22 protein-coding genes are annotated in these 26,961 nt (G+C 66.5%); 4 read left to right on the plus strand and 18 right to left on the minus strand.

Annotation, left to right across the window (positions count from 1 at the left end; genetic code table 11):
• Positions 1 to 74: 74 nt before the first annotated feature.
• A complete protein-coding gene (locus AC56LR_RS13230) occupies positions 75 to 620 on the plus strand; it encodes a sterol desaturase family protein (protein ID WP_497130971.1) in 546 nt (181 codons plus the stop codon).
• Here AC56LR_RS13230 and crtB read toward each other — a convergent pair.
• The 9 genes from crtB to AC56LR_RS13275 form a co-directional block, all read right to left on the minus strand.
• A complete protein-coding gene (crtB, locus tag AC56LR_RS13235; RefSeq protein ID WP_497130973.1) occupies positions 505 to 1,485 on the minus strand; it encodes a 15-cis-phytoene synthase CrtB in 981 nt (326 codons plus the stop codon). The two genes, AC56LR_RS13230 and crtB, sit on opposite strands and share 116 nt — an antisense overlap.
• Complete coding sequence (locus AC56LR_RS13240; RefSeq protein WP_497130975.1) at positions 1,482 to 2,990, minus strand: phytoene desaturase; 1,509 nt, start codon at positions 2,988 to 2,990, stop codon at positions 1,482 to 1,484. Before AC56LR_RS13240 ends, crtB begins: the two co-directional genes overlap by 4 nt.
• Positions 2,987 to 4,177 (minus strand): lycopene beta-cyclase CrtY, encoded by a 1,191-nt coding sequence (gene crtY / locus AC56LR_RS13245; protein WP_497130977.1) that lies wholly within the window; start codon positions 4,175 to 4,177, stop codon positions 2,987 to 2,989. Before crtY ends, AC56LR_RS13240 begins: the two co-directional genes overlap by 4 nt.
• Positions 4,170 to 5,480, minus strand: coding sequence for a glycosyltransferase (locus AC56LR_RS13250; RefSeq protein WP_497130979.1), 1,311 nt, complete (start codon positions 5,478 to 5,480; stop codon positions 4,170 to 4,172). Before AC56LR_RS13250 ends, crtY begins: the two co-directional genes overlap by 8 nt.
• Positions 5,481 to 5,499: 19 nt before the next feature.
• On the minus strand, positions 5,500 to 6,525 hold the full coding sequence (locus AC56LR_RS13255; RefSeq protein ID WP_497130981.1) for a polyprenyl synthetase family protein: 1,026 nt from the start codon (positions 6,523 to 6,525) through the stop codon (positions 5,500 to 5,502).
• Between the two features lie 304 nt (positions 6,526 to 6,829).
• The gene (locus tag AC56LR_RS13260; protein ID WP_497130983.1) at positions 6,830 to 7,843 is read right to left on the minus strand and encodes a porin; all 1,014 of its coding nucleotides are present in this window, start codon (positions 7,841 to 7,843) and stop codon (positions 6,830 to 6,832) included.
• A gap of 147 nt (positions 7,844 to 7,990) precedes the next feature.
• Entirely contained in the window at positions 7,991 to 9,169 is a 1,179-nt protein-coding gene (locus AC56LR_RS13265) for a PAS domain-containing sensor histidine kinase (protein WP_497130984.1), read from the minus strand.
• 120 nt (positions 9,170 to 9,289) lie between these two features.
• The gene (locus AC56LR_RS13270) at positions 9,290 to 10,051 is read right to left on the minus strand and encodes a LytR/AlgR family response regulator transcription factor (RefSeq protein WP_497130986.1); all 762 of its coding nucleotides are present in this window, start codon (positions 10,049 to 10,051) and stop codon (positions 9,290 to 9,292) included.
• Between the two features lie 89 nt (positions 10,052 to 10,140).
• Positions 10,141 to 11,388, minus strand: a complete 1,248-nt coding sequence (locus AC56LR_RS13275) for a sensor histidine kinase (RefSeq protein WP_497130988.1) — start codon at positions 11,386 to 11,388, stop codon at positions 10,141 to 10,143.
• Between the two features lie 321 nt (positions 11,389 to 11,709).
• Between AC56LR_RS13275 and AC56LR_RS13280 the strand changes: the two genes are divergently transcribed.
• A complete protein-coding gene (locus AC56LR_RS13280; RefSeq protein ID WP_497130990.1) occupies positions 11,710 to 12,648 on the plus strand; it encodes an exopolyphosphatase in 939 nt (312 codons plus the stop codon).
• 183 nt (positions 12,649 to 12,831) lie between these two features.
• Here the strand turns inward: AC56LR_RS13280 and AC56LR_RS13285 are convergent, their stop codons facing one another.
• The 3 genes from AC56LR_RS13285 to AC56LR_RS13295 all read right to left on the minus strand — a co-directional run bounded on the left by AC56LR_RS13285 (position 12,832) and on the right by AC56LR_RS13295 (position 17,253).
• Positions 12,832 to 15,201: a putative bifunctional diguanylate cyclase/phosphodiesterase gene (locus tag AC56LR_RS13285; protein WP_497130992.1), complete on the minus strand. Its 2,370-nt coding sequence runs from the start codon at positions 15,199 to 15,201 to the stop codon at positions 12,832 to 12,834.
• Between the two features lie 153 nt (positions 15,202 to 15,354).
• Entirely contained in the window at positions 15,355 to 16,623 is a 1,269-nt protein-coding gene (locus AC56LR_RS13290; protein WP_497130993.1) for a nitronate monooxygenase, read from the minus strand.
• Between the two features lie 144 nt (positions 16,624 to 16,767).
• Positions 16,768 to 17,253 carry a YajQ family cyclic di-GMP-binding protein gene (locus AC56LR_RS13295; protein ID WP_497130994.1) on the minus strand — a complete coding sequence of 162 codons (486 nt, stop codon included), beginning with the start codon at positions 17,251 to 17,253 and terminating at the stop codon, positions 16,768 to 16,770.
• A gap of 155 nt (positions 17,254 to 17,408) precedes the next feature.
• Between AC56LR_RS13295 and murB the strand changes: the two genes are divergently transcribed.
• A complete protein-coding gene (murB, locus tag AC56LR_RS13300) occupies positions 17,409 to 18,437 on the plus strand; it encodes a UDP-N-acetylmuramate dehydrogenase (protein WP_497130996.1) in 1,029 nt (342 codons plus the stop codon).
• 9 nt (positions 18,438 to 18,446) lie between these two features.
• The gene (locus AC56LR_RS13305; protein ID WP_497130998.1) at positions 18,447 to 19,157 is read left to right on the plus strand and encodes an SDR family oxidoreductase; all 711 of its coding nucleotides are present in this window, start codon (positions 18,447 to 18,449) and stop codon (positions 19,155 to 19,157) included.
• Between the two features lie 26 nt (positions 19,158 to 19,183).
• Here AC56LR_RS13305 and AC56LR_RS13310 read toward each other — a convergent pair whose 3' ends face one another.
• From AC56LR_RS13310 to AC56LR_RS13335, 6 genes are all read right to left on the minus strand, one after another.
• On the minus strand, positions 19,184 to 21,835 hold the full coding sequence (locus tag AC56LR_RS13310) for a sensor domain-containing protein (RefSeq protein ID WP_497130999.1): 2,652 nt from the start codon (positions 21,833 to 21,835) through the stop codon (positions 19,184 to 19,186).
• A gap of 173 nt (positions 21,836 to 22,008) precedes the next feature.
• Entirely contained in the window at positions 22,009 to 23,241 is a 1,233-nt protein-coding gene (locus AC56LR_RS13315) for an argininosuccinate synthase (RefSeq protein ID WP_497131001.1), read from the minus strand.
• 89 nt (positions 23,242 to 23,330) lie between these two features.
• Positions 23,331 to 24,254: an ornithine carbamoyltransferase gene (gene argF, locus AC56LR_RS13320; protein ID WP_497131003.1), complete on the minus strand. Its 924-nt coding sequence runs from the start codon at positions 24,252 to 24,254 to the stop codon at positions 23,331 to 23,333.
• A gap of 205 nt (positions 24,255 to 24,459) precedes the next feature.
• The gene (gene rsgA / locus AC56LR_RS13325) at positions 24,460 to 25,362 is read right to left on the minus strand and encodes a ribosome small subunit-dependent GTPase A (protein WP_497131005.1); all 903 of its coding nucleotides are present in this window, start codon (positions 25,360 to 25,362) and stop codon (positions 24,460 to 24,462) included.
• Positions 25,359 to 25,691, minus strand: coding sequence for a 4a-hydroxytetrahydrobiopterin dehydratase (locus tag AC56LR_RS13330; RefSeq protein ID WP_497131007.1), 333 nt, complete (start codon positions 25,689 to 25,691; stop codon positions 25,359 to 25,361). The genes rsgA and AC56LR_RS13330 overlap by 4 nt, the downstream gene beginning before the upstream one ends.
• Positions 25,688 to 26,950: a M48 family metallopeptidase gene (locus AC56LR_RS13335; RefSeq protein ID WP_497131009.1), complete on the minus strand. Its 1,263-nt coding sequence runs from the start codon at positions 26,948 to 26,950 to the stop codon at positions 25,688 to 25,690. Before AC56LR_RS13335 ends, AC56LR_RS13330 begins: the two co-directional genes overlap by 4 nt.
• Positions 26,951 to 26,961 lie beyond the last annotated feature (11 nt).

Genomic DNA, 26,961 nt, shown 5'->3' on the forward strand with positions numbered 1-26,961 from the left:
ACGCTATCTGCGCCACCGGGCGCGCAGCGAGGTCCTTATGGTAGGCTCTTGCCATTGTATTCACAGGTCGCCCCATGTTGCTCAATGCCTTCATCGTCGTGCTCACCGTCGTGCTGATGGAAGTATTTTCCATCGTCGCGCACAAGTACGTCATGCACGGCTTCGGCTGGGGCTGGCACAAGTCGCACCACGAGCCGCGCACCGGCTGGTTCGAGAAGAACGACCTGTACGCCCTCGTGTTCGCGGGCGTCGCCATCGCGCTGATCTGGTTCGGCACCAAAGGCGCCCATCCGTTAGAGTGGATCGGCGCCGGCATGACCGCCTACGGCCTGCTGTATTTCATCGCCCACGACGGCCTGGTGCACCGCCGCTGGCCGTTCAAGGTGACCCCGCGCAGCGGCTACCTCAAGCGCCTGTACCAGGCCCACCGCATGCACCATGCGGTGGAGGGCAAGGACGGCGCGGTGTCCTTCGGATTTTTATATGCGCCGCCCGTGGACCGCCTCAAGCGGCAGTTGCAGGCGCTCCATGGTGGGCGCCTGCAGCGCCACCCGGACGCTGCCACAGCCCCGCAGGACGGGGACGCGCCAGCACACCCGCTGGGCGAGCGCGCGAGCTGAGCGCCAGCGCCGCGCCCCTGGCCAGCAGCCATAGTTTCATCGCCTTGCCGGTGCCGGCGCGCTCGTCCCAGGCCTGCGCGCCGCGGCGCTTCACGACAATCCCGATCTGGCGGTACACATTGCGCGCGCTGGCGATCGCCCAGGCCGAGCGCAGCGGCAGGAACGCGATGCCTTCCAGCGCCGAGTCGTAATACGGTTCGGCTTCATCGACCAGGCGCGCCGCGACGCGTGCCAATGCCGCGCGGTGGCGCGGGTCGGCCACTTCGTCCGCGGGAATGCCGGCCTCGACCAGCCACTGGGCCGGCACGTAGCAGCGGCCCATGCGCGCGTCTTCGACGATGTCGCGCGCGATATTCGTCAGCTGGAAGGCCAGGCCCAGGTCGCAGGCGCGGTCGAGCACGCGCGCATCTTGCGCGCCCATGATCGAGGCCATCATCAGGCCGACCACGCCGGCCACGTGGTAGCAGTAGCGCAGGGTGTCCTCAAACGTTTCGTAGCGCACGTCTTGCACGTCCATCGCAAAGCCGGCCAGGTGGTCCAGCGCATAGCGCGGCTCGATGCGGTGGCGCAGCGCCACTTCCTGGAAGGCGGCGAAGGCCGGGTCCTGCATCGGCTCGCCCGCATAGGCGCGGCGGGTCTGCGCCTCCAGCATGGCCAGTTCGGCCGCCGGGTCGTGCGGCTGTTGTGGCGCGACATGGAAACCCAGCTCCTGGCCGTCGACCACGTCGTCGCAATGGCGGCACCAGGCATACAGCATCAACACGCTGCGCCGGGTGGCCGGATCGAACAGGCGCGCCGCCGCGGCGAAGCTCTTCGAGCCGACCTCGATGGTGCGGGTCGCATGCTCCATCAGCGCTTCGCTCATGCCGGGATCCTCGCCTTCAAGTCCTCCACCATCAGGCCGGCGGTGGCCTTGGCCGAGCCGATCACGCCGGGCACGCCCGCGCCCGGATGGGTGCCGGCGCCGACCAGGTAGAGGTTGGACAATTCGCTGTCGCGGTTATGCGGCCGGAACCAGGCGCTCTGGGTCAGGATCGGCTCCAGCGAGAAGGCCGAGCCGACGTGGGCGTTGAGCTGGTCGCGGAAGTCGAAGGGCGTGAAGATGCGGCTGGTCACCAGCTGGCTGCGCAGGCCCGGCATGTAGCGCTTTTCCAGGTACTCGAAGATGCGGTCGCGGTAGCGCGGGCCTTCGACTTCCCAGTCGATCGGCGCATTGCCCAGGTGCGGCACGGGCGCCAGCACGTAATGGCTGCCGCAGCCGGGCGGGGCCAGAGAGGGGTCGGTCACGCAAGGCGCATGCAGGTAGAGCGAGAAATCGTCGGCCAGGGTTTCGCCATTGAAGATGTCCTTGATCAGCTCGCGGTAGCGCGGGCCGAAGCAGACCGTGTGGTGCTGCAGCTGCTGGTGGTGGTGGTCCAGGCCAAAATAGAGCACGAACAGCGAATTGGAAAAGCGCTTTTTTTGCAGCGCCTGGCCTTCGGATGCGCCGCGCGGGTGCGCGCCCAGCAGCGAAGCATAGGTGTGCACCACGTCGGCGTTCGAGGCCACCGCGTCGGCCGGGAACAGGCGCCCGTCCTCGAGGCGCACGCCGGAGACGCGCGTGCCGCTCGCTTCGATCCGCGCCACCGGGGCATTGAGTTCGATGCGCCCGCCGATGTCCTCGAACAGCTTGACCATCGCCTGCACCAGGGCGCCGGTGCCGCCGCGCGGGAACCAGACGCCCCATTTGCGTTCCAGCGCGTGGATCAGGGTGTAGATCGAGCTGGTCGCAAACGGATTGCCGCCCACCAGCAGCGAGTGGAAGGAGAAAGCCTGGCGCAGGTGCTCGTCCTGGATGAACTTGGCCACCAGGCTGTAGACGCTGCGCCAGGCCTGCAGGCGCGCCAGCTGCGGGCCGGCCGCGATCATGTCGCGGAAGGTAAGAAAGGGCACGGCGCCCAGTTTTACGTAGCCTTCCTCGAACACGGCCTTCGAATAGGCCAGGAAGCGCTTGTAGCCTTCGACGTCGGCAGGATTGAGCGCATGGATCTGGCGGTCCAGCGCCTCCTGGTCGTTGACGTAGTCGAAATGGCTGCCGTCTTCCCAGCACAGGCGGTAGAAGGGCGCGACCGGCAGCATCTCGACATAATCGCTCATGCGCTTGCCGGCGGCGGTGAACAGCTCTTCGATGCAGGAGGGATCGGTAATCACGGTGGGACCGGCGTCGAATACGAAGCCCTGGTCTTCATAGACATAGGCGCGTCCGCCCGGCTTGTCGCGCTTTTCCAGCAGGGTGACCTGCGTGCCGCCGGCCTGCAGGCGGATCGCCAGGGCCAGCCCGCCGAAGCCGGCGCCTATCACCACGGCCTGTTTCTTGTCGTTGTTGCTCATGCTTGTGCGGCTTTCCTGATCTGGTCGGGATGGATTTTGAGGGCGGCGGACAGGGCTTGTCCGACCGGCACCGGCGGCTTGCCGCTGAGCAGCCGCGCCTTGTCGCGCAGGCGCAGGCGCCCGGCGTAGAAGCGCGCGATGAGCGGCGCCGGCAAATGGTAAAAGCGCTGCATCACGCGCCAGCGCTGTTCGGGGCGGCCGGCAAGGAACAGCATGCGGTTGAGCAGCCGGAAGAAGCGCTGGCCCTGCCATGCCTGCTGCGCTTCGAGGCGGATCGCGGCGAACAGCGCCGGCGCCTGCAAGGCTGCCGGATCGACGGCCAGGCTGGCGATGCGGTCGGCCAGGCGCACCGCATGCGGCAGCGAATAGCCGGTGGTGGGGTGGAACAATCCGGCGCGCAGGCCGGCCGTGGGCTGGCCGTTCAAGGCCGCCCAGTACGCGTCGACATCGCCCGCCAGCACGATCGGCAGCGAGCCGTGTTCCTCGCGCAGCACTTCTAACACCTCCCAGCCGCGCCCGCGCACATAGGTCGCGATGTTCGCGCGCAGGCGCTCGGGCTCCCAGGCGGCGGTATCGACGTAATGCGTGTCCTCGACCAGGATGCGGTCCGGGCCGAAAGGCAGCAGGTAGACGAAGCGGTAGCCGCCATCCTGCTCGACGCCGGCGTCCATGATCACCGGCGCGCTCAAGCCATGCGGCGCGCTCAAGCGCAGCTCCTGGCCCAGGAAGGTCTGGTAGCCGAGCGACATGTGCGGGGTCGGACGCGGGCCGCGGCCGTCGATGACGGCCCGCGCCGCCAGCGTCTCGCCGCCGGCCAGGCGCACCGTGGTCGGGGTCAGGTGTTCGATGCGGGCATTCAGGCGTAGGTCCGGGCCCAGCGCGGCTTCGATCACGCGCGCGAAATCGCTCGATGCGATGCTGGCATAGCCGCCCTCCAGGGTGCGCGCGAGATCGGGGAAGACCACGTCGTAGCGTGGCCAGCGCTGCGACACGAGCGGCGCGATCCAGGCCTGTTCTGCCTGCGTGAGGTCGGCATCGTGGAAGGACCAGGTATGGTTGCCGCCGATATGTTCGCCGGCTTCGAGCAGCAGGATGCGCAGGCCCGGGTGCAGGCTGCGCAGGCGCCAGGCGGTCAAGCCGTTGGCGAGGCCGCCGCCGGCCAGGATCAGGTCGTAGGGCTTATCCACCGCTGGTTACGCCCTGTTCTGCCTGCGGCCTGCGGCGCAGGCGCAGGGCGCCTTCGATCAGGTCGGCCGCGCGCGGCGCGCCGCCGCTGGCCGCCACGCTGCCGGCCAGCGCCTCCAGCCGGGTGGCGAAGCTGTTTTCATGGAGCAGCCGGCGCAGCTGCGACGCGAGGTGGGCGCTGCCGGAGAAATGGGCCGAGGCCTTCAGGCCGATACCGGCGTGGACGATGCGCGCCGCCGCCCCCGGCTGGTCGAAGGCGATCGGCAAGGCCAGGATCGGGGTGCGCGCCGCGATCGCGTCCATCACCGTATTCAGGCCGGCGTGCGACACGACGGCGTCGGCGCGCGCCAGCGCGGCCTGCTGGGGCGCGAAGGCGCAGACCCAGGTGGCGCCGGCGCGTTCGAGGGCGCGTTCCTGGGCGGCATCGAGGCCGCCGCAATGGGCAATCAACAGCTGGGCGTCGAGCCGGCGGCAGGCCGCCGCGATGCGTTTGAACAGCGCCAGGCGCTGGCCCTGCAGGGTGCCGAGCGACGCAAAGATGAAGGGGCGGCCGGGCGCGATGTCCGGCAGCGGCGCGACATCGCTGCGCGGCTGGGAGGCCCGCAGCGGCCCGACCTGATGAAAATGCGCCGGCAGCGCGCGGCGCGGGAAATCGTAGCCCTCGACCGTCTGGCTCAGCTGCAGCAGCGGCGACAGGCAATCGTGCAAGGCGCCGCGCACGGGCAGTTTGAGGCGCTTTGCATTGGCTTCGATGCTGCGGCGGTGCGGCGCCATCATCCAGTCGTAGACGCGGGTGCTGCCCTCGACGACCTGGTGGGCGCGCTCGCTGTCCTCGTACCCGAAGGGCATCACCGGCAGCGGGATGCCCGGCTCGCGGTTGACCGGCAGCGCGCAGGCCACCGACACGAAAGGCATGCCCAGGCCCTCGGCCACCAGGCCACCGGCCGCTTCCATCTGGTCGGCAATCAGGGTGTCGATTTCGAGGGCTTCGATGGCGCGCGGCAGTTCGCGGCACAGCATGTCCGTGCCGGCAGCCATGTCGAGGATCACGCGGCGCAGCCCCAGCGGCCCGCCGGGGTTCGCCGCCAGCTGCAGGGAAGCGTCCAGCGAACCGGGAGGATGGGTGGCCGCGCCGATGGCGTGAAAGGCCACGCGCGGGTCGCGCACAGTGTTCAAAAAACGGCTCGCGTCCGGGCGGTGCAGGAAGGTCACGCGGTGGCCGCGCTCCACCAGCTCGCCGGCAAGCGCTTCGAGGGCGTTGAAGTGGCTGTAGAACGCAGGTGCAACGACCCCGAAATGCGCCATGGATCGTTTCCCGTCGGGCTCAGTTGACGTGGACTTCGCGCACGCGCGCGGCCACCGTCTCGGAGTAGGCCAGGCCGGCTTCGGCCGCCAGGCGCATGCGCGAGCGGCCCTGGGCGAACAGGCTGTCGATGAAGCGGCGGGTACCGCCGCCGGCGCCGAGGGCATCGCCCAGATGGCGGTCGGCATCCATCAGGTAGGCGGCCAAAAGGCGCTGCGCTTCCTCCTGGCCGAGCGAGGCCAGCAGGGTCGCCTTGCCCAGGTCCTTGCCGGTGTCCTTGCCGGTGACCGCGCTGTCGGTGCCGGGCAGGTCGTGGAAGTCGTCGCGGATCTGGAAGGCGTGGCCGGCCGCCAGCGCAAAGGCGCGCAGCGACTGCGACACGCCCTCGCAGGTCTGGGCGATGATCGCGGCCATGTCGACCGCCACGCCCAGCAGCACGCCGGTTTTGAGCTCGTTGGTGGTGGCGATGGCGTCGGCCGTGCGCGCGCCGGCGCCGTGCAGGTCTTCGTACTGGCCGCGCACCAGGCCTTGCGTACCGATGGTCTCGGCCAGGCGCGCCACCAGGCGGGTGCGGGTGACCGGCGGAATGTCCTGGGCCGCGGCCAGCACGCCGAAGGCGCGGCTGAGCAGGGCGACCGAGGCCAGGATGGCGACGTCTTCGCCATACTCCACATGGATTGCAGGCATGCCGCGGCGCAGCTGGGCATTGTCCATGCAGGGCATGTCGTCAAGCATCAGCGAAGCGGCATGCACCATCTCGACCGCGCAGGCAACGTCGACCAGCGCCGGCGAGGTGCAGCCGAGGTCGCGCGCCACCAGCATCACCAGGAGGGGACGCATGCGCTTGCCGGCGCTCAGCGCCCCGGCGCGCATGGCGGCAGCGAGCATGTCCGCCTGGCTGCCGGAGTCGGCCAGCAGCTGGGTGATGCGCTCTTCGATGGTGCTGCGCATGCGCTCCAGGTCGGCGTGATGGTCGTCGCCATGCCCAGGCCGGGCGAACTCGCCGAGTCCGCCGATCCCATCCAATCGCCGTGTCGCTGTTGTCATGCGCTACTCCTTTGCCGGGTGCAGGAATCAAAATCGATGAATTCGAGGCCGATGATACATGATCAAAATGTCAACGAATCACGATTAGTTCAATCGTGCGGATGCCTGCGCATCTGGCCGCAGGGCCGTGCCGACATAGTAAGCTTGAACAAAATACCACGGCCCCGCGTTTGGGCGGCTGGAAACAGCTTTGTGGGTCAAACTTGGGACAAGAAAGACGATGCCGGCAGGCGCCGGCATCGGGCCGGTCCGCGCGGGACCGGAGGCTGGCCGCGCCGCAGGAGCGGCACGGCAGAGGGGACGCTCAGAACGAGTGGCGCACGCCCACGGTGAACACCGACGGATCGGCGCCCAGCGCGCTAGCCGGCGGGGTGACCGCGGTCGACGAGGAGCTGATCCCGAACACCGCGCGGCCGTTATTGCGCAGCTGGGCGTAGGTCGAGTAGATGTTGGTGCGCTTGGACAGTGCGTAGGTGTAGGCCAGCGACACGGTATTGCCCTTGGCGCCGGTCTCGATCTTTTGCTGCTGGAAGTTCAGGAAGAACTTGTTCGGGCCGGTGGTGAAGGCCGCGCCCAGGTTGGCGTTGGTGTACTCGTTGTTGGCGCCGGTCTGGTCGGCCTGCAGGTAATTGCCCTTGATCTCGAAGGCGCCGAAGCTGTAGCCGGCGCCGAAGGCGAGTTCCTTGTCGTCGCCCGTGGCCAGGCGCTCGATTGCGTGGTAGCCAGCGCCCAGGTAGAGGCCGCCGGTCTTGTACTCAAGCGACACGCCCACCAGGTTGCCCGATGGGTCGACGACGCGCTCGCCGGCCGAGTAGGCGGCGTTGACGGTGAAGCCGCTCATCGCGTCGCTCTTGTAGTTGACCGAATTGGCCAGGCGGCGGGTCAGGCGGTTGGTGGCGAAGGCCGACAGGTTGGTGCCGAACATGCCCTGGCCCATGATGTCGCTGGCTGCAGCAACCGCGGCGATCGGGCTGTATTCGCGGCCGACGGTGACGGTGCCGAAGGCGCCCTGCAGGCCGACCACGGCGCGGCGGCCGAACAGCGCCGAATCGGCGGCGCCGGTGTCGAGGGCGACGCCGGCTTCGATGTTGAACAGCGCCTTCAGGCCGTTACCCAGGTCTTCGGTGCCGCGAAAGCCGAGGCGGCTGCTCGACTGGTTGCCCGAATTGATTACGGTGCGGCGGTCTTCTCCCGGTGCGTCGGTGTCTTCCACGGCGACCGCTGCGTCCATCACGCCATAGATGGTGACGTTGCTCTGGGCGTGGGCGAACAGCGGGAGGGTGGACAGCAGCGCAGCTGCCAGGGTCTTGAACTTCATGCAGATCTCCAGTTGGTTTGGACAGGGCGCCGGGCTCGTGGATGAGCCCGGATCGACCCGAATCTTAACCAGTGAATATGTCCGCTTAGTGACAGCTTCATATCGAACGGGCGATACGGCAGCCGCCCGGGCAGCCGGGAGAAAAGGCTAGATCGTGCGCTCGGCGAGCGGCAGCACGATGTCGATGCGGGTGCCGGACGGCTCGTCGGCGCTGATGGTGATCTCGCCGTCCATGGCCCAGACCCGCTCGCGCATGCCGACCAGGCCGAGCGAGGCGGCTTTTTCCATGTCTTCGGCGCGGATGCCGCGGCCGTCGTCGCGGATCGTGACCAGCAGTTCGCCGTCGATGCGGCCGAGGTTGAGCACCACGCTGGTGGCCTGGGCATGGCGCGCGATATTGGTCAGCGCTTCCTGCACGATGCGGAAGATCGCGGTGCTGGCGCCGTCGTCGAGGCGCAGTTCGTTCTCGTCGGCCATCAGGATGCAGGAAATGTCATGCCGTTCGACGAACTCGTCGCGCAGGCCCTGCAGCGCGAAATACAGGCCGCCTTCGTCCAGCGCGCGCGGGCGCAGGTTGGTGGCGATGCGGCGCAGCGAGATGATGGCCGTGAGCAGGTTCGACTCCATGCCTTCGATCAGGCGCCGCCCCGGATCGGGCAGGTTGTCGCTGCGCTGGAGCAGGGTCAGGTCCATGCGCAGCGAGGCCAGCAGCTGGCCGAGGTCGTCGTGCAGTTCGCGTGCGATATGGGTGCGTTCTTCTTCGCGGATGGTCTGCAGCGCCGAGGACAGCTGGCGCAGCTGGTCGTGCGAGCGCGACAGTTTTTGCTGCACCAGGTGGCGTTCCGACACGTCGCGCAGGATCACGGTGCAGATTTCCTGGCCGTCCTGGAGAACGCTGGAGATCGAACCTTCGATCGGGAACAGCTGGCCGTTGGCGCGGATGCCGGTGACCGCGTAGTCGGTGGCGCGCCGGCCGGCACGGCCCGCGCCGGCCGAGAAATAGTCGAGCGGACTGCGCGCGTCCCTTCCGGGCGCCTGGATGAAGCGCGCCAGCGAATGTCCCTGCATGGCGGTGACGCTGGTGGCGAACATGTGGGCCGCCGCCGGGTTGGCGAACAGGATGAAGGCCTGCTCGTCGATCGAGAGGATGGCGTCGCTCGCGCTATGGACGATGCGGCGGCCGTCGAGCTCGCGCACGGTGCGGCGCACGCTGCGGGCACGGCGCAGCGCAGCGACGCCCGTGCCGGTGCAATAACCGCTGAGAAAGCCGAACACGAGGACCGCCGTGCCCGCGCGGCCGCGGCGTTGGCGTCGCTGAGGAGTCATGCGGGAATGCCATGAAGATGGCCGGGGAGGCCGGAAGCTCTACATTACGTGGCGGGGCGGGGAGGGGCGTTGATGCCCCACAAAGGGGGCGGGCGGCCCGTACAGGGCCGCCACGGACGCTTACATCTGCTTGAACAGGTGCAGGAAACTGCGGCTCACTTCCAGCTTCTCGGGACGCCCCTTGACCAGCACCAGGTGGCGCCCGCGGATGTCGCGGGTCACGCCTTCGATCGCGTTGACATTGACCAGGGTGGCGCGGTGGATCTGCCAGAACAGCGAGGGGTCGAGCTCGTCGGCCAGGTCGCGCACCGGCTTGCGGATCAGGGCCTCGAAGCCGGCGGTCTGCACGCAGGTGTATTTTTCGTCCGAGCGGAAGAACAGGATGTCTTCCACCGGGATCATGCGCAGGTCCTGGCCGATGCTGGCCTGGATCCATTGCAGGTGCTTGGGTTTTGGCGCACCGATCTTCTCGGCCAGTTGCGAGAGCATGGCCTGCACGCTGTCGTTGACCTTCGCGGCGGGCTGCTGCAGGCGCTGCTTGAGGCGGTCGACGGTGATCTTCAGGCGGTCGGGTTCGGTCGGCTTGAGCACGTAGTCGACCGCGCCGCGTTCGAAGGCTTCGACCGCATACTGGTCGTAGGCGGTGACGAACACGACCTGGCTGCGCTCGCCGATGTCGCGCGCCGCTTCCATGCCGGTCTTGCCGGGCATGCGGATGTCGAGAAAAGTCAGGTCGGGCCGCAGCTGGTCGACCAGTTCCACCGCTTCCTCGCCGTTCTTGGCTTCGCCCAGGATCTCCAGTTCCGGCCAGGCCTCGGACAGGCGCATGCGCAGCTGGTCGCGCATCAGTCTTTCATCGTCGGCAATAATCGCGGTAGGCATGGTTCTCTCGTGGCAGAAGGAAGGTGACAATTATTCAACGAAACAGCGCGGCAGGCAAGTCACCCTGCATGCGCCCCAGGAGCAGGGGCTTAAGCCTGCCTGGACAGCTGGTAGGGCACTTCGATCATCGCGATCACGCCGCTCGGGCTGTTGGCGGCGATGTGCAGCTGGCCGGCGTCGCCGTGCAGCAGCTTGAGGCGGTCGCGGATGGTCTGCAGGCCGAGGCCCGTGCCGTCGCTCGGCACCACGCCGAAGCCCACGCCGTCGTCGGCGACGGTCACGCGCAGCTTGCTGTCGGCCACTTCGGCGGTGATCTTGAGGGTGCCGCCTTCGGGCTTGCACTCGAGGCCGTGCTTGATCGCGTTCTCGACCATCGACTGCAGCATCATCGGCGGGAAGGCCGCGGTGCGCAGGCCGTCGGGAATCTGCATGATCACGTTCAGGCGCTCTTCCATGCGCATCTTGAGCAGGGCCAGGTAGGCCGTGACCATGTCGACTTCGCGCCCCAGGCCCGTGACCACGGCGTTGTCGCGCATTTGCGGCAGCACTGCGCGCAGGTACTGGATCAGGCTGCGCTGCATGGCCGAGGCGCGCGGCGGGTCGACCTGGATCAGGTGCTCGACCGAGGCCAGGGTGTTGAACAGGAAATGCGGCTCGACCTGGGCCTGCATCATCTGCATTTTGGTTTCCGACAGCTGGCGCTGCATCGCTTCGCGCTCGGCGGCGGCATTGGCGACCTGGGCTTCGGCCACGGCGCGCTTCTTGCCGCCGACCAGGGCCTTGGTGCCGAACAGCGCCAGCACGAACAGCAGCACGAAGTTCATGAACCAGGTCGAGGCCTGCTTGTGGTAGCGCGACACCTTCTGCTCGGCGGCGTCTTCGACCGCCATCTCGATCGCGTTCGAGAGTTCCTCGCCGATCTGCGGCGGCAGCTCGATGTGCACCGATTCGCCGTTCGGATAAATAGCGGGGGAGGGCGTCGTGCTCGGCGCCGGCGCGGCGGGGGCGTCCGGCGCCGGCGGCGGCTCGGGCGGCACGTTTGCCGCGCCGCTGCGGGGTTTGCGGCGCGGGTTGAAGCGGATGCCGCTCTCGTCGATCAGGATGGCGGCATCGCTGCGGCGGCCGGCATCGCGCTCGGCACGCGCGATATCTTCCTCCGCCGGGCCGGAGAATAATTCTTCCTGCAGGATGGCGCCGGCGGCCAGGGTCAGGAGCGCGAACAGGAAAAACTTCCACCACGACAGCTGGGTGACCCAGGTCGCCACGGCATCGAAGCCGCGGAAGATCCACGACAGGACGCTGGAAAAATAATGCTGGCTTGTATTCCGTGCTTGCATGATTACTGTGTGTTTCTTGTCGTGGGGTGCTGGAGCAAGCGGCGAGTGTACCGCGTCGCTGCGAGCGCGTGCCGGAAATACAACATCGCCGGCACCCATGACTGTTGGGATGATGCAACTTTACCCCCGCCGCCGCCCGGGAGCCAGCCCCGTGCGACAGCCTGCACGATCCGGGGCACAGGCTGCGCTTCGTCAAGCCAGAATGCGCCAACGCAAAGGCTGTCATTTGGAAACATTGCAAGGTATGATCTTTGAGGTCCGGTCCGCCGTTCGGCAGTCCACGCTTCGCAATCCGATTCCCGTTCTCGAAAGGATGTGCCGATGTCAGCCGTTCACGAAACATTCCGACTCGTTACCCGCAGCGATTTCGACGGCCTGGTGTGCGCGGTCCTGCTCAAGCACCTCGACCTGATCGACGACATCCTGTTCGTGCATCCGAAGGACATGCAGGACGGCAAAATCGCCATTTCCGGTCGCGACATCACGACCAACCTGCCTTATGTGGCGGCGGCGCACTTGTCGTTCGACCACCATTTGTCCGAGACCATCCGCAACACGGGCATCCGCGCGAACCACATCATCCATCCGGAAGCCCCGTCGGCCGCACGCGTCGTCTACGACCACTACGGCGGCGCGAAAACCTTCCCGGCAGCCTGGGGCGACATGATGGCGGCGGTCGACAAGGGCGACGCCGCGCGCTTCTCGCGCGACGAGGTGCTGTTCCCGCAGGGCTGGAACCTGCTGAACTTCCTGATGGACGCCCGCACCGGCCTGGGCCGCTTCCATGAATTCCGCATCTCGAACTACCAGCTGATGATGGCCCTGATCGACTACTGCGCCCAGCACTCGATCGAGCAGATCATGGAGCTGCCCGACGTGCGCGAGCGCACCGCGCTCTACTTCGAGCACAGCCAGCTGTGCAAGGAGCAGATCCGCCGCTGCGCCAGCGTGCACAAGAACCTGGTGGTGCTCGACCTGCGCAACGAGGCGACCATCTATGCCGGCAACCGATTCATCATCTACGCGCTCTTCCCGGAAACCAATATCTCGATCCACGTGCTGTGGGGCGTCAAGCAGCAGAACACCGTGTTCGCCACCGGCAAGTCGATCCTGAACCGGACCTCGAACACGAATATCGGCACCCTGATGCTGGAGTATGGCGGCGGCGGGCACGAGAATGCCGGCACCTGCCAGGTGGATAACGACTTGGCGGAAGACGTGCTGGGGGCGCTGATCAACCGGATCAACAAGGACGGTTGAGTCGGTCACTCAATAGCCGCCACTGTCTCGTAGGGCGGGCGGGTTTCCCGCCCGCGCGTTCAACCAGCGGTAGCACGGACGCGGTGCGTTTTTTCCTACGCTAACTATCACCGCGTGGGCAGGAAACCTGCCCACGCTACAGTTCTCTCTAATCGTCCGTTATCAGGCCGCGTGCCAGGTTCACTACGCGTGATAACGCTGTTCCAGCAACTGCCGCACCGCCTCCGCCGCCAGCGGCTCGCTGAACCATTGCCCTTGCAACTGGTCGCAGCCGTGCGAGGTGAGGAAGGCCATCTGGGCCTCGGTCTCGACCGCCTCGCCGACCACCGACAGATCGAGGTTGTGGCCGATGTCGATCAGGGTCTTGGCCAGCATGCTGCCGCGGCCCTCGCCGGCGATGTCGTGCACGGCTGTTTTCGACAGCTTGACCTGCTGCACCGACAGCTGCTGCAGGAAGGACAGGTCGGAAATGCCCTTGCCGAATTCGTCGATCGACAGCGCCGCGCCGGTCTCGCGCAGCTGGTCCGACAGGTCGCGCCCCAGGCCGGGGTTGCGGATCAGGTCGGCTTCGGGGATCTCGATTTCGAGGCTGCCGGGCGGCAGGTTATGGCGCTGCATGCGCTCGGCGATGCCGGCGACAAAACCGTGCTGGCTGTATTCGCGGTGCGAGACGTTGACCGACACCGGCAGGCCCGTGTAGCCGAGCTGGCGCAAGTTTTGCTGGAAGGCGCAGGCCTGGTCCAGCACCCAGTTGCCGATCTCGACCATCTGGCCGGATTCCTCGGCCTCGGCCAGGAAGGTGGCCGGCAGCATGACCCCGTTCTTGGGATGGCGCCAGCGCAGCAGGGCCTCGAAGCCGCGCACCTTGCCGCTCCTGGCGTCCATGCGCGGCTGGAACAGCAGGAACAATTCGTCGTGGTCGAGCGCGGCCCGGATGCCGTCGGCCAGCGCGGCGCGCTTCTCGTTGGCCGAGCGCATCTCGGGCGAAAAGAAGTGCACGCCGCCGCCATTGCCCTTGGCGTGGTACATGGCCATGTCGGCCGAGCGCACCAGTTCGGTCGGCGACAGGCCGTCGTGCGGGTAGGTCGCCACGCCCAGGCTGGCGCCCACGGGAATCTCGTTGCCCCCAAACGCTACGGGCATCGTTATGGAGTGCCGCAAGCGCTCGACCATGCGCAGGGTAAAGCGCAGCGAAGGCTGGTCCACCAGCACCAGTACGAACTCGTCGCCCGACATGCGCGCCACCGTATCGCTCTCGCGCACCGCCGATTGCAGGCGCCGCGCCACCACCTTGAGCACCACGTCGCCGGCCTCGTGGCCGAAGGTGTCGTTGATGGTCTTGAAGTTGTTCAGGTCGATCAGGACGACCGCCACCATGGCCTCGTGGCGGTGGGCCAGGTGCACCGCATGGTCGAGCCGGTCCCAGAGCAGGGTGCGGTTGGCCAGGCCGGTAAGGGCGTCGTGGTTGATCTCGTGCTCGAGATGGTCGGCGCGCTGCTTGGTGGCGGTGACGTCCTGCAGGATGCCGATGAAGTGGGTGACTTCGCCATACTCGTCGCGCACCGGGGTCACGCTCAGGTCGTTCCAGAACAGCTCGCCGTTCTTGCGCAGGTTGCGGAACACCACGCTCACCGGGCGCCGTTCGGCCAGGGCGACGCGGATCTGGCTGCGCTCGTTGGTGTCGAAATGGGGCGCGGCCATGAAGCGCGGGTCGCGACCGATGGCTTCAGATGCCGGATAGCCGGCGATGCGCTCGAAGGCCGGGTTGACGTATTCGATGATGTTGTCGGGCCCGCAGCAGCGGGTGATGACGATGCCGTTGCTGGCCGCGTGCAGCGCGCGCTCGCTCAGGAGCAGGCGGCGCTCCTTGTCGCGCCGCTTGGCGATGTTCACACCCATCCCGAACAGGTACTGGTCGCCGTTGCAGCTGACCAGCGCACCGCCCACCATCATCGGCGTTTCGCGGCCGCTGCGGGCGACGTAATTCATTTCCATCGAGACCTCGGCGCCTTCGTCGAAGACACGGCGCATGTTCTCCACCGCCATCTCGCGTTCGTGCGGCTCGAACATGTCGAGCACCTGGGCCGCCGCCAGTTCGTCCGGCGTCATTTCGGTGAGGCGTTCGAGGTTATGGTTCCAGAGGATGAAGCGGCCCTCGCGGTTGATCGCATAGAAGGTGCCGGGCAGCAGGTCGACCACCTGGGACAACGGCGTGCTGCCGACGCGGTCGGATTCGCGCACGGATTCGGACGGATCGATGACGATGCCGGCGCTCCAGCCGCAGGGTTCGCCGGCGGCGTCGTACTGGCGTGCCAGGCTCAGGGTGGCGGGACCGTCGCGGCCGCCGGAAAAACGCAGCCGGACCCGGGCGCCGCCGGCTGCGGCCAGCGCCGGCCAGGGGGCATCGCCCACGAGGAGATCGAGGAGGGAGCGGCCGGGAGCGCCGGCCAGCGTCCATCCTAACAGGCGCGCGCAGGCAGTATTCCACGTGATGACCTTGCCTTCGTCGTCGGTCAGGAAAACGACCTGGGCAGATGGATCGATGGTGGTCATGCCGGCACCCTTCGTGAAAAGCGCTCGATGGTTCTCAGCTTACACGCGTTCGCACGGAGGTGGCGCAAACAAGAAAGCCACGGCAGGCCGTGGCTTCTGGGGAAGGGAGCAGTGGAACAGACCTGCCGCGCCAGGCGCCTCAGGCCATCACGCTCAGGCCGCCACGATTTCCTGTTTCGGCGGCAAGGCAACCTGGTTGTCGACGCTGAACTGGTAGTCCTGGAACACGTGCTCGGCCGACAGGATCTGGTAGCTGCCGTCGGACAGACGGTGCGTGGTGTCCTTCAGGCGGTAGGTCGTATGGCCGCAGGTCCAGCAATTGAAATTGCGCATATGCGTGCACAGGCAGGTTTTATCGAGCACCGAGATGTTCTTGCCGTCCGGGCTGGCCTGCACTTCGCGGTTGTACGAATTGATGTAGGCGCAATTGCCGGTGGCGTCCAGCAGGTAGCCATAGGATTCGCAGCCAGGGCGGATGCCGGAACCGATTGCCGGCGTGCTCTTGAGCATACGCATCGGGTAGCCGGTCGGCGAGACGCCGTTGACGATGATGTCTTCTTCGCTGGCGCGGAAGTATTCCTGCTTGACGTGATCCGGCATGCCGCATTCGTGGGTCACGGTGAAGCGGGTCGCCACCTGCACGCCGGCCGCGCCTTTTTCCATGAAGCCGGCCGCGTCCGTGCCGGTGAAGATGCCGCCCGCGGCGATCACCGGAATGTCGAGCTGCTCGGCGCGCATGTAGGCATGGATTTCGTCCATGATGGTGTGCAGGTCGTACTGCTTCCAGTCGTCGATGCCGAAGCCCAGGTGGCCGCCGGCCAGCGGGCCTTCGACGATGATGTAGTCGGGCAGGCGGTCAAGGCGCGACACCTTGCGCAGGAACAGTTGCAGCGCGCGCACCGAGGACACGATGATGCCCAGCTTGGCGTCGCGGAAGCGCGGGTGGTCTTTGATGAGTTCGAAGGAACCGAGGTGCAGGCCGGCCGACATGGTGATGCCGTCGATGCCGGCGTCCAGCGCCGACGACAGGCGCGTGCGCAGGGTTTCCTTCGGTGCGTTCATGGTCAGCTTCTCCATGCAGTTCACGAAGATCAGGCCGTTGCCCTTTTTCGCCTGCATGGTCGCGCCCACGTGCAGGCGGGTCGCTTCGGCCAGGCGGTCGAGGTCGAACTGCACCACCGCCTTGTTCATGTTGTTGATGTTGAACTTGTAGAGCTTGGTCTTTTCCTTGACGAAGCTGGTGTCGAACTTGCGGTCGGACACATCCTGCACCATCGCATCGGAAATGTGGCCGATGCCGCCCAGGCGGGCCGCTTCCAGCGCCAGCTCCGAGGTCGAGATATCCACGCCCATCCCGCCGATCATGATGGGCACATATTCCTTGTTGCCCATTCGCAGGCGGAAATCATCAACACGTTTCATTGCAATCCTTAGACTACCGTAGTTTCCTACGCGTACAAATGCATCAACGGCCGTGCGCGTACACGGTCGTCATTCTACCCCAAGGCGGGACATGGCTTGCGCAGCGTTCACCGCGCGGCAGGACCGGCAGGCCGGCCCGGTGGTTCAGTCGCGGAAGTTGTTGAACGCCAGCGGCAGGTCTTCGACATCCTTGCGCAGCATGGCCATGGCGGTCTGCAGGTCGTCGCGCTTGGCGCCGGTGATGCGCACCGATTCGCCCTGGATGCTGGCCTGCACCTTCATCTTGCTTTCCTTGACCAGCTTGGTGATCTTCTTGGCGTCCTCGGTCTCGATGCCGTTGCGCACCTTGATGACCTGCTTGACCTTGTCGCCGCCGATCTTCTCGACCTTGCCTTCGTCGAGGAAGCGCACGTCGACCTTGCGCTTGGCCATCTTGTTGATGAGGACGTCCTTGACCTGGCTGAGCTGGAAGTCGGAATCGGCGAACAGGGTCAGTTCCTTGTCCTTCTGCTCGACGTTGGCCGAGCTGCCCTTGAAGTCGAAGCGGGTGGTGATTTCCTTGTTCGATTGTTCAACGGCATTCTTTACTTCGACCATGTCTGCTTCGCAGACGACATCAAACGATGGCATGGCGGGTTCCTTTTTCTGATGTTGCTAATAGATGAATCCCTCTATTTTAACGGACAACGGCGCCCGCACGCGACCACAATTTGCCTTGTGGGCAACAGGTGCGCCCGGCCCCGGCCCCGGCTTGCCCCTATAATGAGCAAAAACACCATGACGCCATGCACCCACGACTCCCCATCCTCGACGACTATCCGCTCGCTTCCCTCAACACCTTCCGCATCCCGGCGCGGGCCCGGCATTACCTGCAGGTAACGGGCGCCGCCGAACTGGAGGCGGTGCGGTGCGACCCTCTGCTTGCCGCGCTGCCGCGCCTCGTGCTCGGCGGCGGCAGCAACATGCTGTTCACGCGCGATGTCGACGGCATCGTGCTGCACATGACGGGCCTGGGCAAGGAAGTGCTGGGCGAGCACGATGGCAAGCTGCTGGTGCGCGCCCAGGCCGGCGAAAACTGGCATGCATTCGTGCAGTGGACGCTGGCCCAGGGCTTCGGCGGGCTGGAAAACCTGTCGCTGATCCCGGGCACCGTGGGCGCGGCGCCGATCCAGAACGTGGGTGCCTACGGCACCGAAACCAGGGATACGTTTCATTCGCTCACGGCCTACGACATGGCCAGCGGCGAGACGCGCACGCTCGACGCCGCGGCCTGCCGCTTCGGCTACCGCGACAGCATCTTCAAGCATCCGGAAGGCAGCACGCTGGTGGTGCTGGACGTCACCTTCGCGCTGCCGCTCGCCTGGACCCCGAATCTGCGCTATGCCGAACTGGCCAATGCGGTGGAGGCGGCTGGCGTGCTCTCTCCCACGCCCCGCGACATCGGGCAGGCGGTCGAAGCGATCCGGCGCCGCAAGCTGCCCGACCCGGCGGAGATCGGCAACGCCGGCAGCTTCTTCAAGAACCCGGTGGTATCAAACGAGCAGTGCGCGCAACTGCTGGCGCGGTATCCGGCGCTGGTGCACCACGCCCAGCCGGACGGAACCGAAAAACTGGCCGCCGGCTGGCTGATCGACCAGTGCGGCTGGAAGGGCAGGGCGCTGGGTGCTGCGGGCGTGTATCCGAAGCAGGCGCTGGTGCTGGTCAACCTGGGCGGAGCGCTGGGGGAGGATGTGGTGCGCCTGGCGCGCGCGATCCAGGCCGACGTGGCGGCGCGCTATGGCGTGGAACTGGAGCCGGAACCGGTATTCATTTAAGGAGGCGACATGATCAAGGCAGTCGTGACGGGCCACACCCGGGGCCTGGGCGCCGCGGTGGCGGCCGAACTGGTGGCGCGCGGCATTCCGGTGCTGGGCGTGGCGCGCGGGCACGCTGAAATCGGCGAGGGCATGGAGCAGGCCGTCGTCGACCTGGGCGACGCCACGGCGCTGGCGGCCTGGCTGCAAGGGCATGCGCTGCGCAGTTTCCTGGCCGGCTGCGACACCGCGCTGCTGGTGAACAATGCCGGCGTCGTCAGTCCCGTGGGCCCGCTGGCCGCGCAGGATCCGGTAGCAAGCCTGCGCGCGGCCATCATCAACGTCGGCGCGCCGCTGGCTTTGTCGGCCGCCTTCGTGCAGGCCGCGCCGGGGGGCGAACGGCGCATCCTGCATGTGTCCAGCGGCGCAGCGCGCAGCGCCTATCCCGGCTGGAGCGTGTACTGCGCGACCAAGGCGGCGCTCGACCAGCACGCGCGCGCAGTAAGCCTCGACGCCGACCCGCGCGTGCTGGCCTGCAGCCTGGCGCCCGGCGTGATCGACACCGACATGCAGGCCGAGATCCGCGCCACGCCCGGAGAACGCTTCCCGCTCAGGCAGCGTTTTGTGGAGATGAAGGAGGGCGGGGCGCTGGTGGCGCCAGGCGATTGCGCGGCCGCGCTGGTGGATTACCTGCTGGCCAAGCGCTTCGGGCAGGAGCCGGTGGACGACCTGCGCAACTGATATGCCACCCGGGCGCCGGCGCCCGCTTACTGCTGCACCAGCAGCGCCTCGAAGGCCGCCGCCGGCAGCGGCCGCGAGAACAGGAAGCCCTGGGCGTAGTCGCACCCGGACTGGCACAGGCAGTCGCGCTGCTCGGCGGTTTCCACGCCTTCGGCAATCACCTTCAGCCCCAGCTTGTGGGCCATGACGATGATGGTCTCGGTGATCGTGCGGCTGAAGTTGTCGTGCACCAGCTCCGCAACGAAGGACTGGTCGATCTTCAGGTAGTCGATATCGAGACGCTTCAGGTAGCTCATCGACGAATAGCCGGTGCCGAAATCGTCGATCGACACCTGCATGCCGCTGGCCTGCAGGGCCGCCAGCTTCGACAGCACGGTATCCGACAGGTTCAGCAGCAGGCCTTCGGTGATCTCGACGTTGATGCAGCGCGTGCGCAGCCCGATCTGCTCCAGGTAGGCCACCCAGTCGGCGCCGTAGGCCTGGGCCTGGGGCTGGAACTGGACGGGCGATTTGTTGATGCTCACCTGGAGATCCCGCCCCAGCAGGCCGGACCAGCGCTTCGCATGGTCCGCCGCGTTGCGAAATACCCAGTCGCCGATGTCATGGATCAGCCCCGATTCCTCGGCCACCTCGATGAAGGTGTCCGGCCCCAGCAGGGCGCCCGAGGCATGGTGCCAGCGCAGCAGGGCCTCGGCCTTGACGATCCGGCCTGAGGCCAGGTCGACGATGGGCTGGAAGTACAGTTCGAGCTGGCCTTCGGGGACGGCGCGGCGCAGCTCGGCGAGCAGCTTGAGGCGGTGGATCGCCGCAACCTGCATGTCCGCCTCGAAAAAGGTGAGCTGGTTGCGGCCGGCGGACTTGGAGCGGTACATGGCATGGTCGGCATTGCGCATCAGCTCGTCCGGGTCGGCGGCGTCGCCGGGGAAGCGGGCGATGCCGATGCTGCCGGCGATGTGCAGCACCTCGGCCTGGACCTGGAAGGGCAGGGCCAGCGCGTCCAGGATCGCCTGCGCGACCGCCTCGACGTGCGCCAGCTCGCGCGCTTCGGTCAGGATCACGGTAAACTCGTCGCCGCCCAGGCGGGCCACGGTATCGCTCTTGAGCACGCAGGCCTGGATGCGGCGCGCCGCCTCCACCAGCAGCAGGTCGCCGGCGCCGTGGCCGAGCAGGTCGTTGACTTCCTTGAAGCGGTCGAGATCGATGAACAGCAGCGCCACTTCACGGCCTGCGCGGCCGTCCTCGCCGCCCCGGTCGTCTTCGGCGCGGCGGATCGCCTGCTCAAGGCGGTCGCGGAACAGGGCGCGGTTGGGCAGCCCGGTGAGGGCGTCGTAGTTGGCGCGCCGCTCGAGCTTCCGGGTGAACTGGCGGATCATGTCTTCGCTGTGCTTGCGGCCCGAGATGTCGTCGGTGAAGCCATACCAGACGGTGTCGCCATTCGCGGCGCGGGTCGGGGTGGCGATCACTTCGCGCCAGCAGTGTTCGCCGCCGGGCAGCTCGACCTGGAACTCGGCCTGCAGCGGCTGCAGCTGCGCGGCCGACCATTCGAGCGCGCGCCGCAGGCGGGCGCGCTGCCCTTGCGGGATGCGGCGCTCCAGGCAAGACAGGTCGGCCTGGATCTCCGCCGGGGCCAGGCCGAACAGCGGCCGCGCCATGTCGCTGATGAAGGGGCAGCCGATGCCGCCGTCGGCGCCCCGCACCAGTTCGAACAGGGCGCCCGGAACCTGCTGCGCCAGCTGGGCCAGCCGCTGGTTGCTGTCGGCCAGTGCCTGGCGCATCCGGTAGGCCTCGGTGATGTCGGTCATGGTGCCGATCATGCGCAGCGGCTGGCCGGCCGCGTCGCGCTCGACCACGCTGCCGCGCGAGCGCACCCGGATCCATTCTCCAGTGGCGCGGCGGATCCGGTATTCGCAGGTGTAGAGCGGGGTGTCGCCCCTGAGGTAGCGCGCAACGGTATCGCGCACATGGGCGGCGTCATCGGGATGGATGCGGCTGGTCCACTCCCGCGGCGTGGAATCGCCCATGTCGCCCGTGACGCCCATGATCTCTTTCCACTTGTTCGAGAAGGTCGTGGAATTCTCGTCCATGCGCCAGTCCCAGACCCCTTCGCCGGTGCCGTCCAGCGCCAGCACCAGGCGCTCTTCCTCGCGCCGCAGCGATTCGGCCAGCCGGCCCTGGGTGGCGAAGGCCTGCTCCAGCGCCCGGTTGGCCTGCTGCAGCTTGTCCTCGCGCTGGATCAGGTCGGAAATATCGTGCACCGTGCCCACCAGGTCGGTGCAGCGGCCGGCGGCATCGAACACCGGCGTGATCGATACCTGGCCCACCTTGCGTCCGGCCGGGAAGTCGCTGGCCTCCTCCCAGCGCTGGGTCTGGCCGGTTGCGATCGCCCGGCGGTAATGGCCGAGCACCAGCGCCAGCGAAGGTTCGGGGATCACGTCGTCCACCAGCTTGCCGATGACCTGCTCGGGACGCAGCTGCGTGATCTTGTAGAAGGCCGGATTGACGTTGACGAAGCGAAAGCCGTTCACCTCGACGGCGAGCCGGTAGATGACATCCTCGATATTGCGATAGATGATGGCAAACGCATCTTCGCGGGCCAGGCCGGCCGGCAGCGCCGGCGGGTGGGGGGAGAAGTCGCGCCAGGGCGCGTTGGCGCGGTCGGGTTCGTCGTCGGAACGCATGCGTGCTCGCTGTGGTCGGTGCCAGAACCGATTCTAGCCGGAACCGGAAATGGCAGGCGCGCGTGGCACGGCGCCGGCAGGCGGCTCAGGTGGCGAGCGCGGGTATCGTTTGCCACCCCGGCTCGCACAACCATAAAAAAAGCCGCCCTCAGGCGGCTCTCGAACCAAGGCGCTTACTGCCCGCGCTTGGCCCTTGCCTTCGCCGCGATCCGCATCCGCAGCGCGTTGAGCTTGATGAAGCCGCCCGCATCGGCCTGGTTGTACGCGCCGCCGTCTTCGTCAAACGTAGCGATGTTCATGTCGAACAGCGAATCGGTCTTCGAGTCGCGCGAGACCACGATCACGTTGCCCTTGTAGAGCTTGACGCGCACCCAGCCGTTGACGGTGGCCTGGGTGTGGTCGATCAGGGTCTGCAGCGCGACGCGTTCCGGCGCCCACCAGTAGCCGTTATAGATCAGGCTCGCGTAGCGCGGCATCAGGTCGTCCTTCAGGTGCGCCACTTCGCGGTCCAGGGTAATCGATTCGATCGCGCGGTGGCCCTTGAGCATGATGGTGCCGCCCGGGGTTTCGTAGCAGCCGCGCGACTTCATGCCGACGTAGCGGTTTTCCACCAGGTCGAGGCGGCCGATGCCGTGCTTGCCGCCCAGGCGGTTCAGCTCGGTCAGCACGGTGGCGGGGCTCATGCGCACGCCGTTCAGGGCCACGATGTCGCCGCGCTCGTATTCGAGGTCCAGGTACTCGGCTTCGTTCGGCGCCGCTTCCGGCGACACGGTCCAGCGCCACATCGATTCCTCGGCTTCGGCGCTCGGGTTTTCGAGGTGGCGGCCTTCGAACGAAATGTGCAACAGGTTCGCATCCATCGAGTACGGCGCACCGCCGTTCTTGTGCTTCATGTCCACCGCGATGCCGGCGTCTTCCGCGTACTTCAGCAGCTTCTCGCGCGAGAGCAGGTCCCATTCGCGCCATGGAGCGATGATCTTGACGTCGGGTTTGAGCGCATAGGCGCCCAGCTCGAAGCGCACCTGGTCGTTGCCCTTGCCGGTGGCGCCGTGCGAGATGGCGTCGGCGCCGGTCTCGTTGGCGATCTCGATCAGGCGCTTGGCGATCAAGGGACGCGCGATCGAGGTGCCCAGCAGGTATTCGCCTTCGTAGACGGTGTTGGCGCGGAACATCGGGAACACGAAGTCGCGCACGAATTCTTCGCGCACGTCGTCGATGTAGATGTTTTCCGGCTTGATGCCGAACTTGATCGCCTTGGCGCGCGCCGGCTCGAGTTCTTCGCCCTGGCCGAGGTCGGCGGTGAAGGTGACGATCTCGCAGCCGTAGTGATCTTGCAGCCATTTCAGGATGACCGAGGTATCGAGGCCGCCCGAGTAGGCGAGGACTACTTTTTTAATGTCGCTCATGGATGGTTCCAGTGTGGAGGGGAGGTGGGATTGAGATGGTCAGCCGGCGCTTGCGCGCCGACGATCAAACAAAGGGTGCTGCTAAAAAATCAGTGGTCTTCAATACGCCCGAGCAGCAGGTATTCGATCAGGGCCTTCTGCACGTGCAGGCGGTTTTCCGCCTCGTCCCACACGACCGACTGCGGGCCGTCGATGACCTCCGCGGAGACTTCTTCGCCGCGGTGGGCCGGCAGGCAGTGCATGAACAGGGCGTCGGGCGTGGCGCGCGCCATCTTGGCGCTGTCGACGATGAAGCCGTCGAAGGCCTTCAGGCGCTCGGCGTTTTCCTTTTCATAGCCCATGCTGGTCCAGACGTCGGTGCTGACCAGGTGCGCGCCCTCGCAGGCGCTGGATGGGTTCTCGAACAGGGTGTAGCGTTCGGTCGCGACCAGCTTTGGATCGATCTCGTAGCCTTTCGGGGTCGAGACGTTCAGGTGGAAGCCGAAGACTTCGGCCGCCTGCAGCCAGGAATACAGCATGTTGTTGGCGTCGCCGATCCAGGCGACCGTCTTGCCGGCGATCGGGCCGCGGTGCTCGTAGAAAGTGAAGATGTCGGCCAGCACCTGGCAGGGATGGTGTTCGTTGGTCAGGCCGTTGATCACCGGGACGCGCGAGTGCGCGGCGAAGCGCTCGATGATCTCCTGGCCGAAGGTACGCACCATGATGATGTCGCACATGCGCGACATGACCTGGCCCGCGTCTTCCACCGGCTCGCCGCGTCCGAGCTGGCTGTCGCGCGTGTTCAGGTAGATCGCGGCGCCGCCCAGCTGGTGCATGCCGGCCTCGAAACTCAGGCGGGTGCGGGTCGAGCTCTTTTCGAACACCATCACAAGGGTGCGGTCGACCAGCGGGTGGTAGACCTCATAGGCCTTGAACTTGCGCTTGATGACCTTGGCGCGCGCGATGACGTACTCGAATTCGTCGGCGGAAAAATCGGAGAATTGCAGGAAGTGCTTTACTTTTGCGACTGGCATATCGTCTTTGCTTTGCTGTTTGTCCCTTGAATTATAAGGGTTTTTGCTTGACGCTAGGGAAAGCTGGGTTCGTAGGGTGGTCGGCTTCGCCGACCGCGCGGTGATCGTTATCGGTAGATCAGCAGTGGGGGCTGATCTTGCCCCGGTTGAACGCGCGGGCGGGAAAACCCGCCCACCCTGCAAAAGCGAGATTCCGCCCTCCAGTTCAATACAGGGTCTGCGCCGACTCGTGCAGCAACTGGCCGTAGAGCTCATGGCGGTAGCGCGCGATTTTTCCGGCGGCCACCGCATCGAGCACCGCGCACTGCGGCTCCTGCAGGTGGCGGCAGTTGTAGTACTTGCAGCCGCCCAGGTAGGGCTTGAATTCGACGAAGGCCCGTTCCAGCATGCCTTCGCTCAGGTGGTACAGGCCGAATTCCTGGAAGCCCGGCGAATCGATGATCGACGCGCCGCCCGGCAGCCAGTACAAGCGGGTGAAGGTGGTGGTGTGCTTGCCGGTGTCCAGCGCTTCCGAGATCTCGCGCACGGCGATGTCGGCGTCCGGCACCAGCAGGTTGATCAGCGACGACTTGCCCATGCCCGACTGGCCGATGAAGATCGACGACTGGCCGGCCAGGAGCGGCATGAGGGTCTCGACCGCGTGTTCCGGCTTGGCGGTGGCCGACAGCTCGTGCACCGGATAGCCGAGCGAGCCATACAGGCCGGCCCGTTCGCGGGCGCGCGGCAGCAGCGCCTCGACGTCGATCTTGTTCAGGATGATGTGGGCTTCGATGCCGGCCGCTTCTGCCGCCACCAGCGAGCGCGAGACCAGATCATCCGCGAAGCCCGGTTCGGTGGCGACGACGATGAACAGGCGCGTGATGTTCGCCGCCAGCAGTTTCGATTTGTATTGGTCCGAGCGGTAGAGCAGGGTCGTGCGGTCGGCGATGCGCTCGATCACGGCCTGGTTGTCGGAGGTCTTCTTGAGGTGGACGATGTCGCCCACGGCCACGTTGGTCTTCTTGCCGCGCGTGACGCACTGGAGCTTTTCGCCATCGGCGTCGGCCAGGTAGTGGCGGCCGTGCGCCGCGATAATGGTGCCGGTCAGGCCGTCGTTCGATCCGCTCATGCCGCGCGCCCCTGTTCGTACAGCCAGCCGGCCTTGGCCGCGCAGATGAAGTCGTTGGCGCTGAGGGCGCCTCCGGCCGAATGGGTGGTGTACACCAGGGTGCAGCGGCGGTAGCCCACGCGCATGTCCGGATGGTGGTTCTCGGTTTCGGCCATGGTCGCGATTGCGTTCACGAAGGCGATGGTGGAGCGGTAGTCGGCGAAGGTGAATTCGCGTTCGATGGCGCCGCCATTGGCTTGCCAGCCCGCTACCTGCGCCAGCAGGGCGCGGATGGCCTCAAGCTCGAGCGCGGGCGCGCCGTGGGTGCAGTGGCGTTCGAGGAGTTTCATGCGGCCGCCATGGTGAGATGTTTTACCCGCACGGAGGCCGGCGGGTGGGAATCGTAAAATGCCGAATGCAGCGGGTCGGGCGTGAGGGTCGAGGCATTGTCTTCGTACATCTTCACCAGGGCCGACACCAGGTGCGCCTGGTCGGTATGCCTGGCGGCGAAGGCATCGGCCTCGAATTCGTGCTTGCGCGAGGTGATCGAGTTGAGCGGCGAGAGCACGAACGTAAAGACCGGCAGCACCAGCATGAACAGGATCAGGGCCATGCCGTCGTTCGAGGCATTCATGAGCGGCGTCACGCCCAGGCCGGTGTAGAACCAGACCTGCGTCTTCAGGTAGCCGAGCAGCGCAAGGAACCCCAGCGACAACGCAAAGATCACGACGATGCGCTTGACGATGTGGCGCAGCTTGAAGTGGCCCAGTTCATGCGCCAGCACCGCTTCGATCTCGTGCGGATCCAGGCGCGAGAGCAGGGTGTCGAAGAAGACGATGCGCTTGTTGCTGCCGAAGCCGGAGAAATAGGCATTGCCATGGGCGCTGCGCTTGCTGCCGTCCATCACGAACAGGCCTTTCGAGGCAAATCCCACGCGCGCCATCAGGCCTTCGATGCGCGCCGCGAGGCTGGCATCGGCGAGCGGCGTGAACTTGTTGAACATCGGCGCGATCACGGTCGGGTAGAGCACCATCATGAGGAGCTGGAAGCCGCTCCAGACGCACCAGGCCCACAGCCACCACAGTTCGCCGCTTTTCTCCATCAGCGCCAGGATCACCCACAGCAGCGGCAGGCCGATCACGGCGCCCATCAGCGCGCCCTTGACCATGTCGGCCAGCCACAAGGCAGGGGTCATCTTGTTGAAGCCGAAGCGCTCTTCCTGCACGAACTGGCGGTACCAGTCGAGCGGCAGGTCCAGCAGCGCGGAGAGCACGGCGAAGGCGGCCACCAGTGCCAACTGGTGATAGAGCCCGGGGCCGGTCACGGTCAAGAGCGCGTTCGACAGCGCCTGCAGGCCGCCCAGCAGGGTAAACCCGACCAGCACCAGAGCGCCCCACAGGAGCGAGACCAGGCCCAGGCGGGTCTTGGCGACCGTATAGTCGGCGGCCTTCTGGTGCGCCGCCAGCGGCACCTTTGGAGCGAACTCGGCCGGAACGCTCGCGCGGTGGCGCAGCACGTGGCGGATGTGGCGGTTGGCCAGCCAGAAGCGCAGGCCGAGGGTCAGCGCAAAGAAAACAACGAACAAAACCGAAAACCCGAATGAAGACATTCTGTGCCTGT

It is taken from the genome of Telluria sp. ZT3P39, assembly GCF_059685935.1.

Bases quoted from the DNA above. Each gene is read 5' to 3' on its own strand.
- rsgA (WP_497131005.1), bottom strand. From the start codon at position 25,362: ATGAGCGGATCGAACGACGGCCTGACCGGCACCATTATCGCGGCGCAC.
- AC56LR_RS13270 (WP_497130986.1), bottom strand. From the start codon at position 10,051: ATGCCTACCGCGATTATTGCCGACGATGAAAGACTGATGCGCGACCAG.
- murB (WP_497130996.1), top strand. From the start codon at position 17,409: ATGCACCCACGACTCCCCATCCTCGACGACTATCCGCTCGCTTCCCTC.
- AC56LR_RS13240 (WP_497130975.1), bottom strand. From the start codon at position 2,990: ATGAGCAACAACGACAAGAAACAGGCCGTGGTGATAGGCGCCGGCTTC.
- AC56LR_RS13230 (WP_497130971.1), top strand. From the start codon at position 75: ATGTTGCTCAATGCCTTCATCGTCGTGCTCACCGTCGTGCTGATGGAA.
- crtB (WP_497130973.1), bottom strand. From the start codon at position 1,485: ATGAGCGAAGCGCTGATGGAGCATGCGACCCGCACCATCGAGGTCGGC.
- AC56LR_RS13265 (WP_497130984.1), bottom strand. From the start codon at position 9,169: ATGACTCCTCAGCGACGCCAACGCCGCGGCCGCGCGGGCACGGCGGTC.
- AC56LR_RS13335 (WP_497131009.1), bottom strand. From the start codon at position 26,950: ATGTCTTCATTCGGGTTTTCGGTTTTGTTCGTTGTTTTCTTTGCGCTG.
- AC56LR_RS13250 (WP_497130979.1), bottom strand. From the start codon at position 5,480: ATGGCGCATTTCGGGGTCGTTGCACCTGCGTTCTACAGCCACTTCAAC.
- AC56LR_RS13280 (WP_497130990.1), top strand. From the start codon at position 11,710: ATGTCAGCCGTTCACGAAACATTCCGACTCGTTACCCGCAGCGATTTC.
- AC56LR_RS13275 (WP_497130988.1), bottom strand. From the start codon at position 11,388: ATGCAAGCACGGAATACAAGCCAGCATTATTTTTCCAGCGTCCTGTCG.
- AC56LR_RS13295 (WP_497130994.1), bottom strand. From the start codon at position 17,253: ATGCCATCGTTTGATGTCGTCTGCGAAGCAGACATGGTCGAAGTAAAG.
- AC56LR_RS13315 (WP_497131001.1), bottom strand. From the start codon at position 23,241: ATGAGCGACATTAAAAAAGTAGTCCTCGCCTACTCGGGCGGCCTCGAT.
- argF (WP_497131003.1), bottom strand. From the start codon at position 24,254: ATGCCAGTCGCAAAAGTAAAGCACTTCCTGCAATTCTCCGATTTTTCC.
- AC56LR_RS13290 (WP_497130993.1), bottom strand. From the start codon at position 16,623: ATGAAACGTGTTGATGATTTCCGCCTGCGAATGGGCAACAAGGAATAT.
- AC56LR_RS13305 (WP_497130998.1), top strand. From the start codon at position 18,447: ATGATCAAGGCAGTCGTGACGGGCCACACCCGGGGCCTGGGCGCCGCG.
- AC56LR_RS13310 (WP_497130999.1), bottom strand. From the start codon at position 21,835: ATGCGTTCCGACGACGAACCCGACCGCGCCAACGCGCCCTGGCGCGAC.
- AC56LR_RS13255 (WP_497130981.1), bottom strand. From the start codon at position 6,525: ATGACAACAGCGACACGGCGATTGGATGGGATCGGCGGACTCGGCGAG.
- AC56LR_RS13285 (WP_497130992.1), bottom strand. From the start codon at position 15,201: ATGACCACCATCGATCCATCTGCCCAGGTCGTTTTCCTGACCGACGAC.
- AC56LR_RS13260 (WP_497130983.1), bottom strand. From the start codon at position 7,843: ATGAAGTTCAAGACCCTGGCAGCTGCGCTGCTGTCCACCCTCCCGCTG.
- AC56LR_RS13330 (WP_497131007.1), bottom strand. From the start codon at position 25,691: ATGAAACTCCTCGAACGCCACTGCACCCACGGCGCGCCCGCGCTCGAG.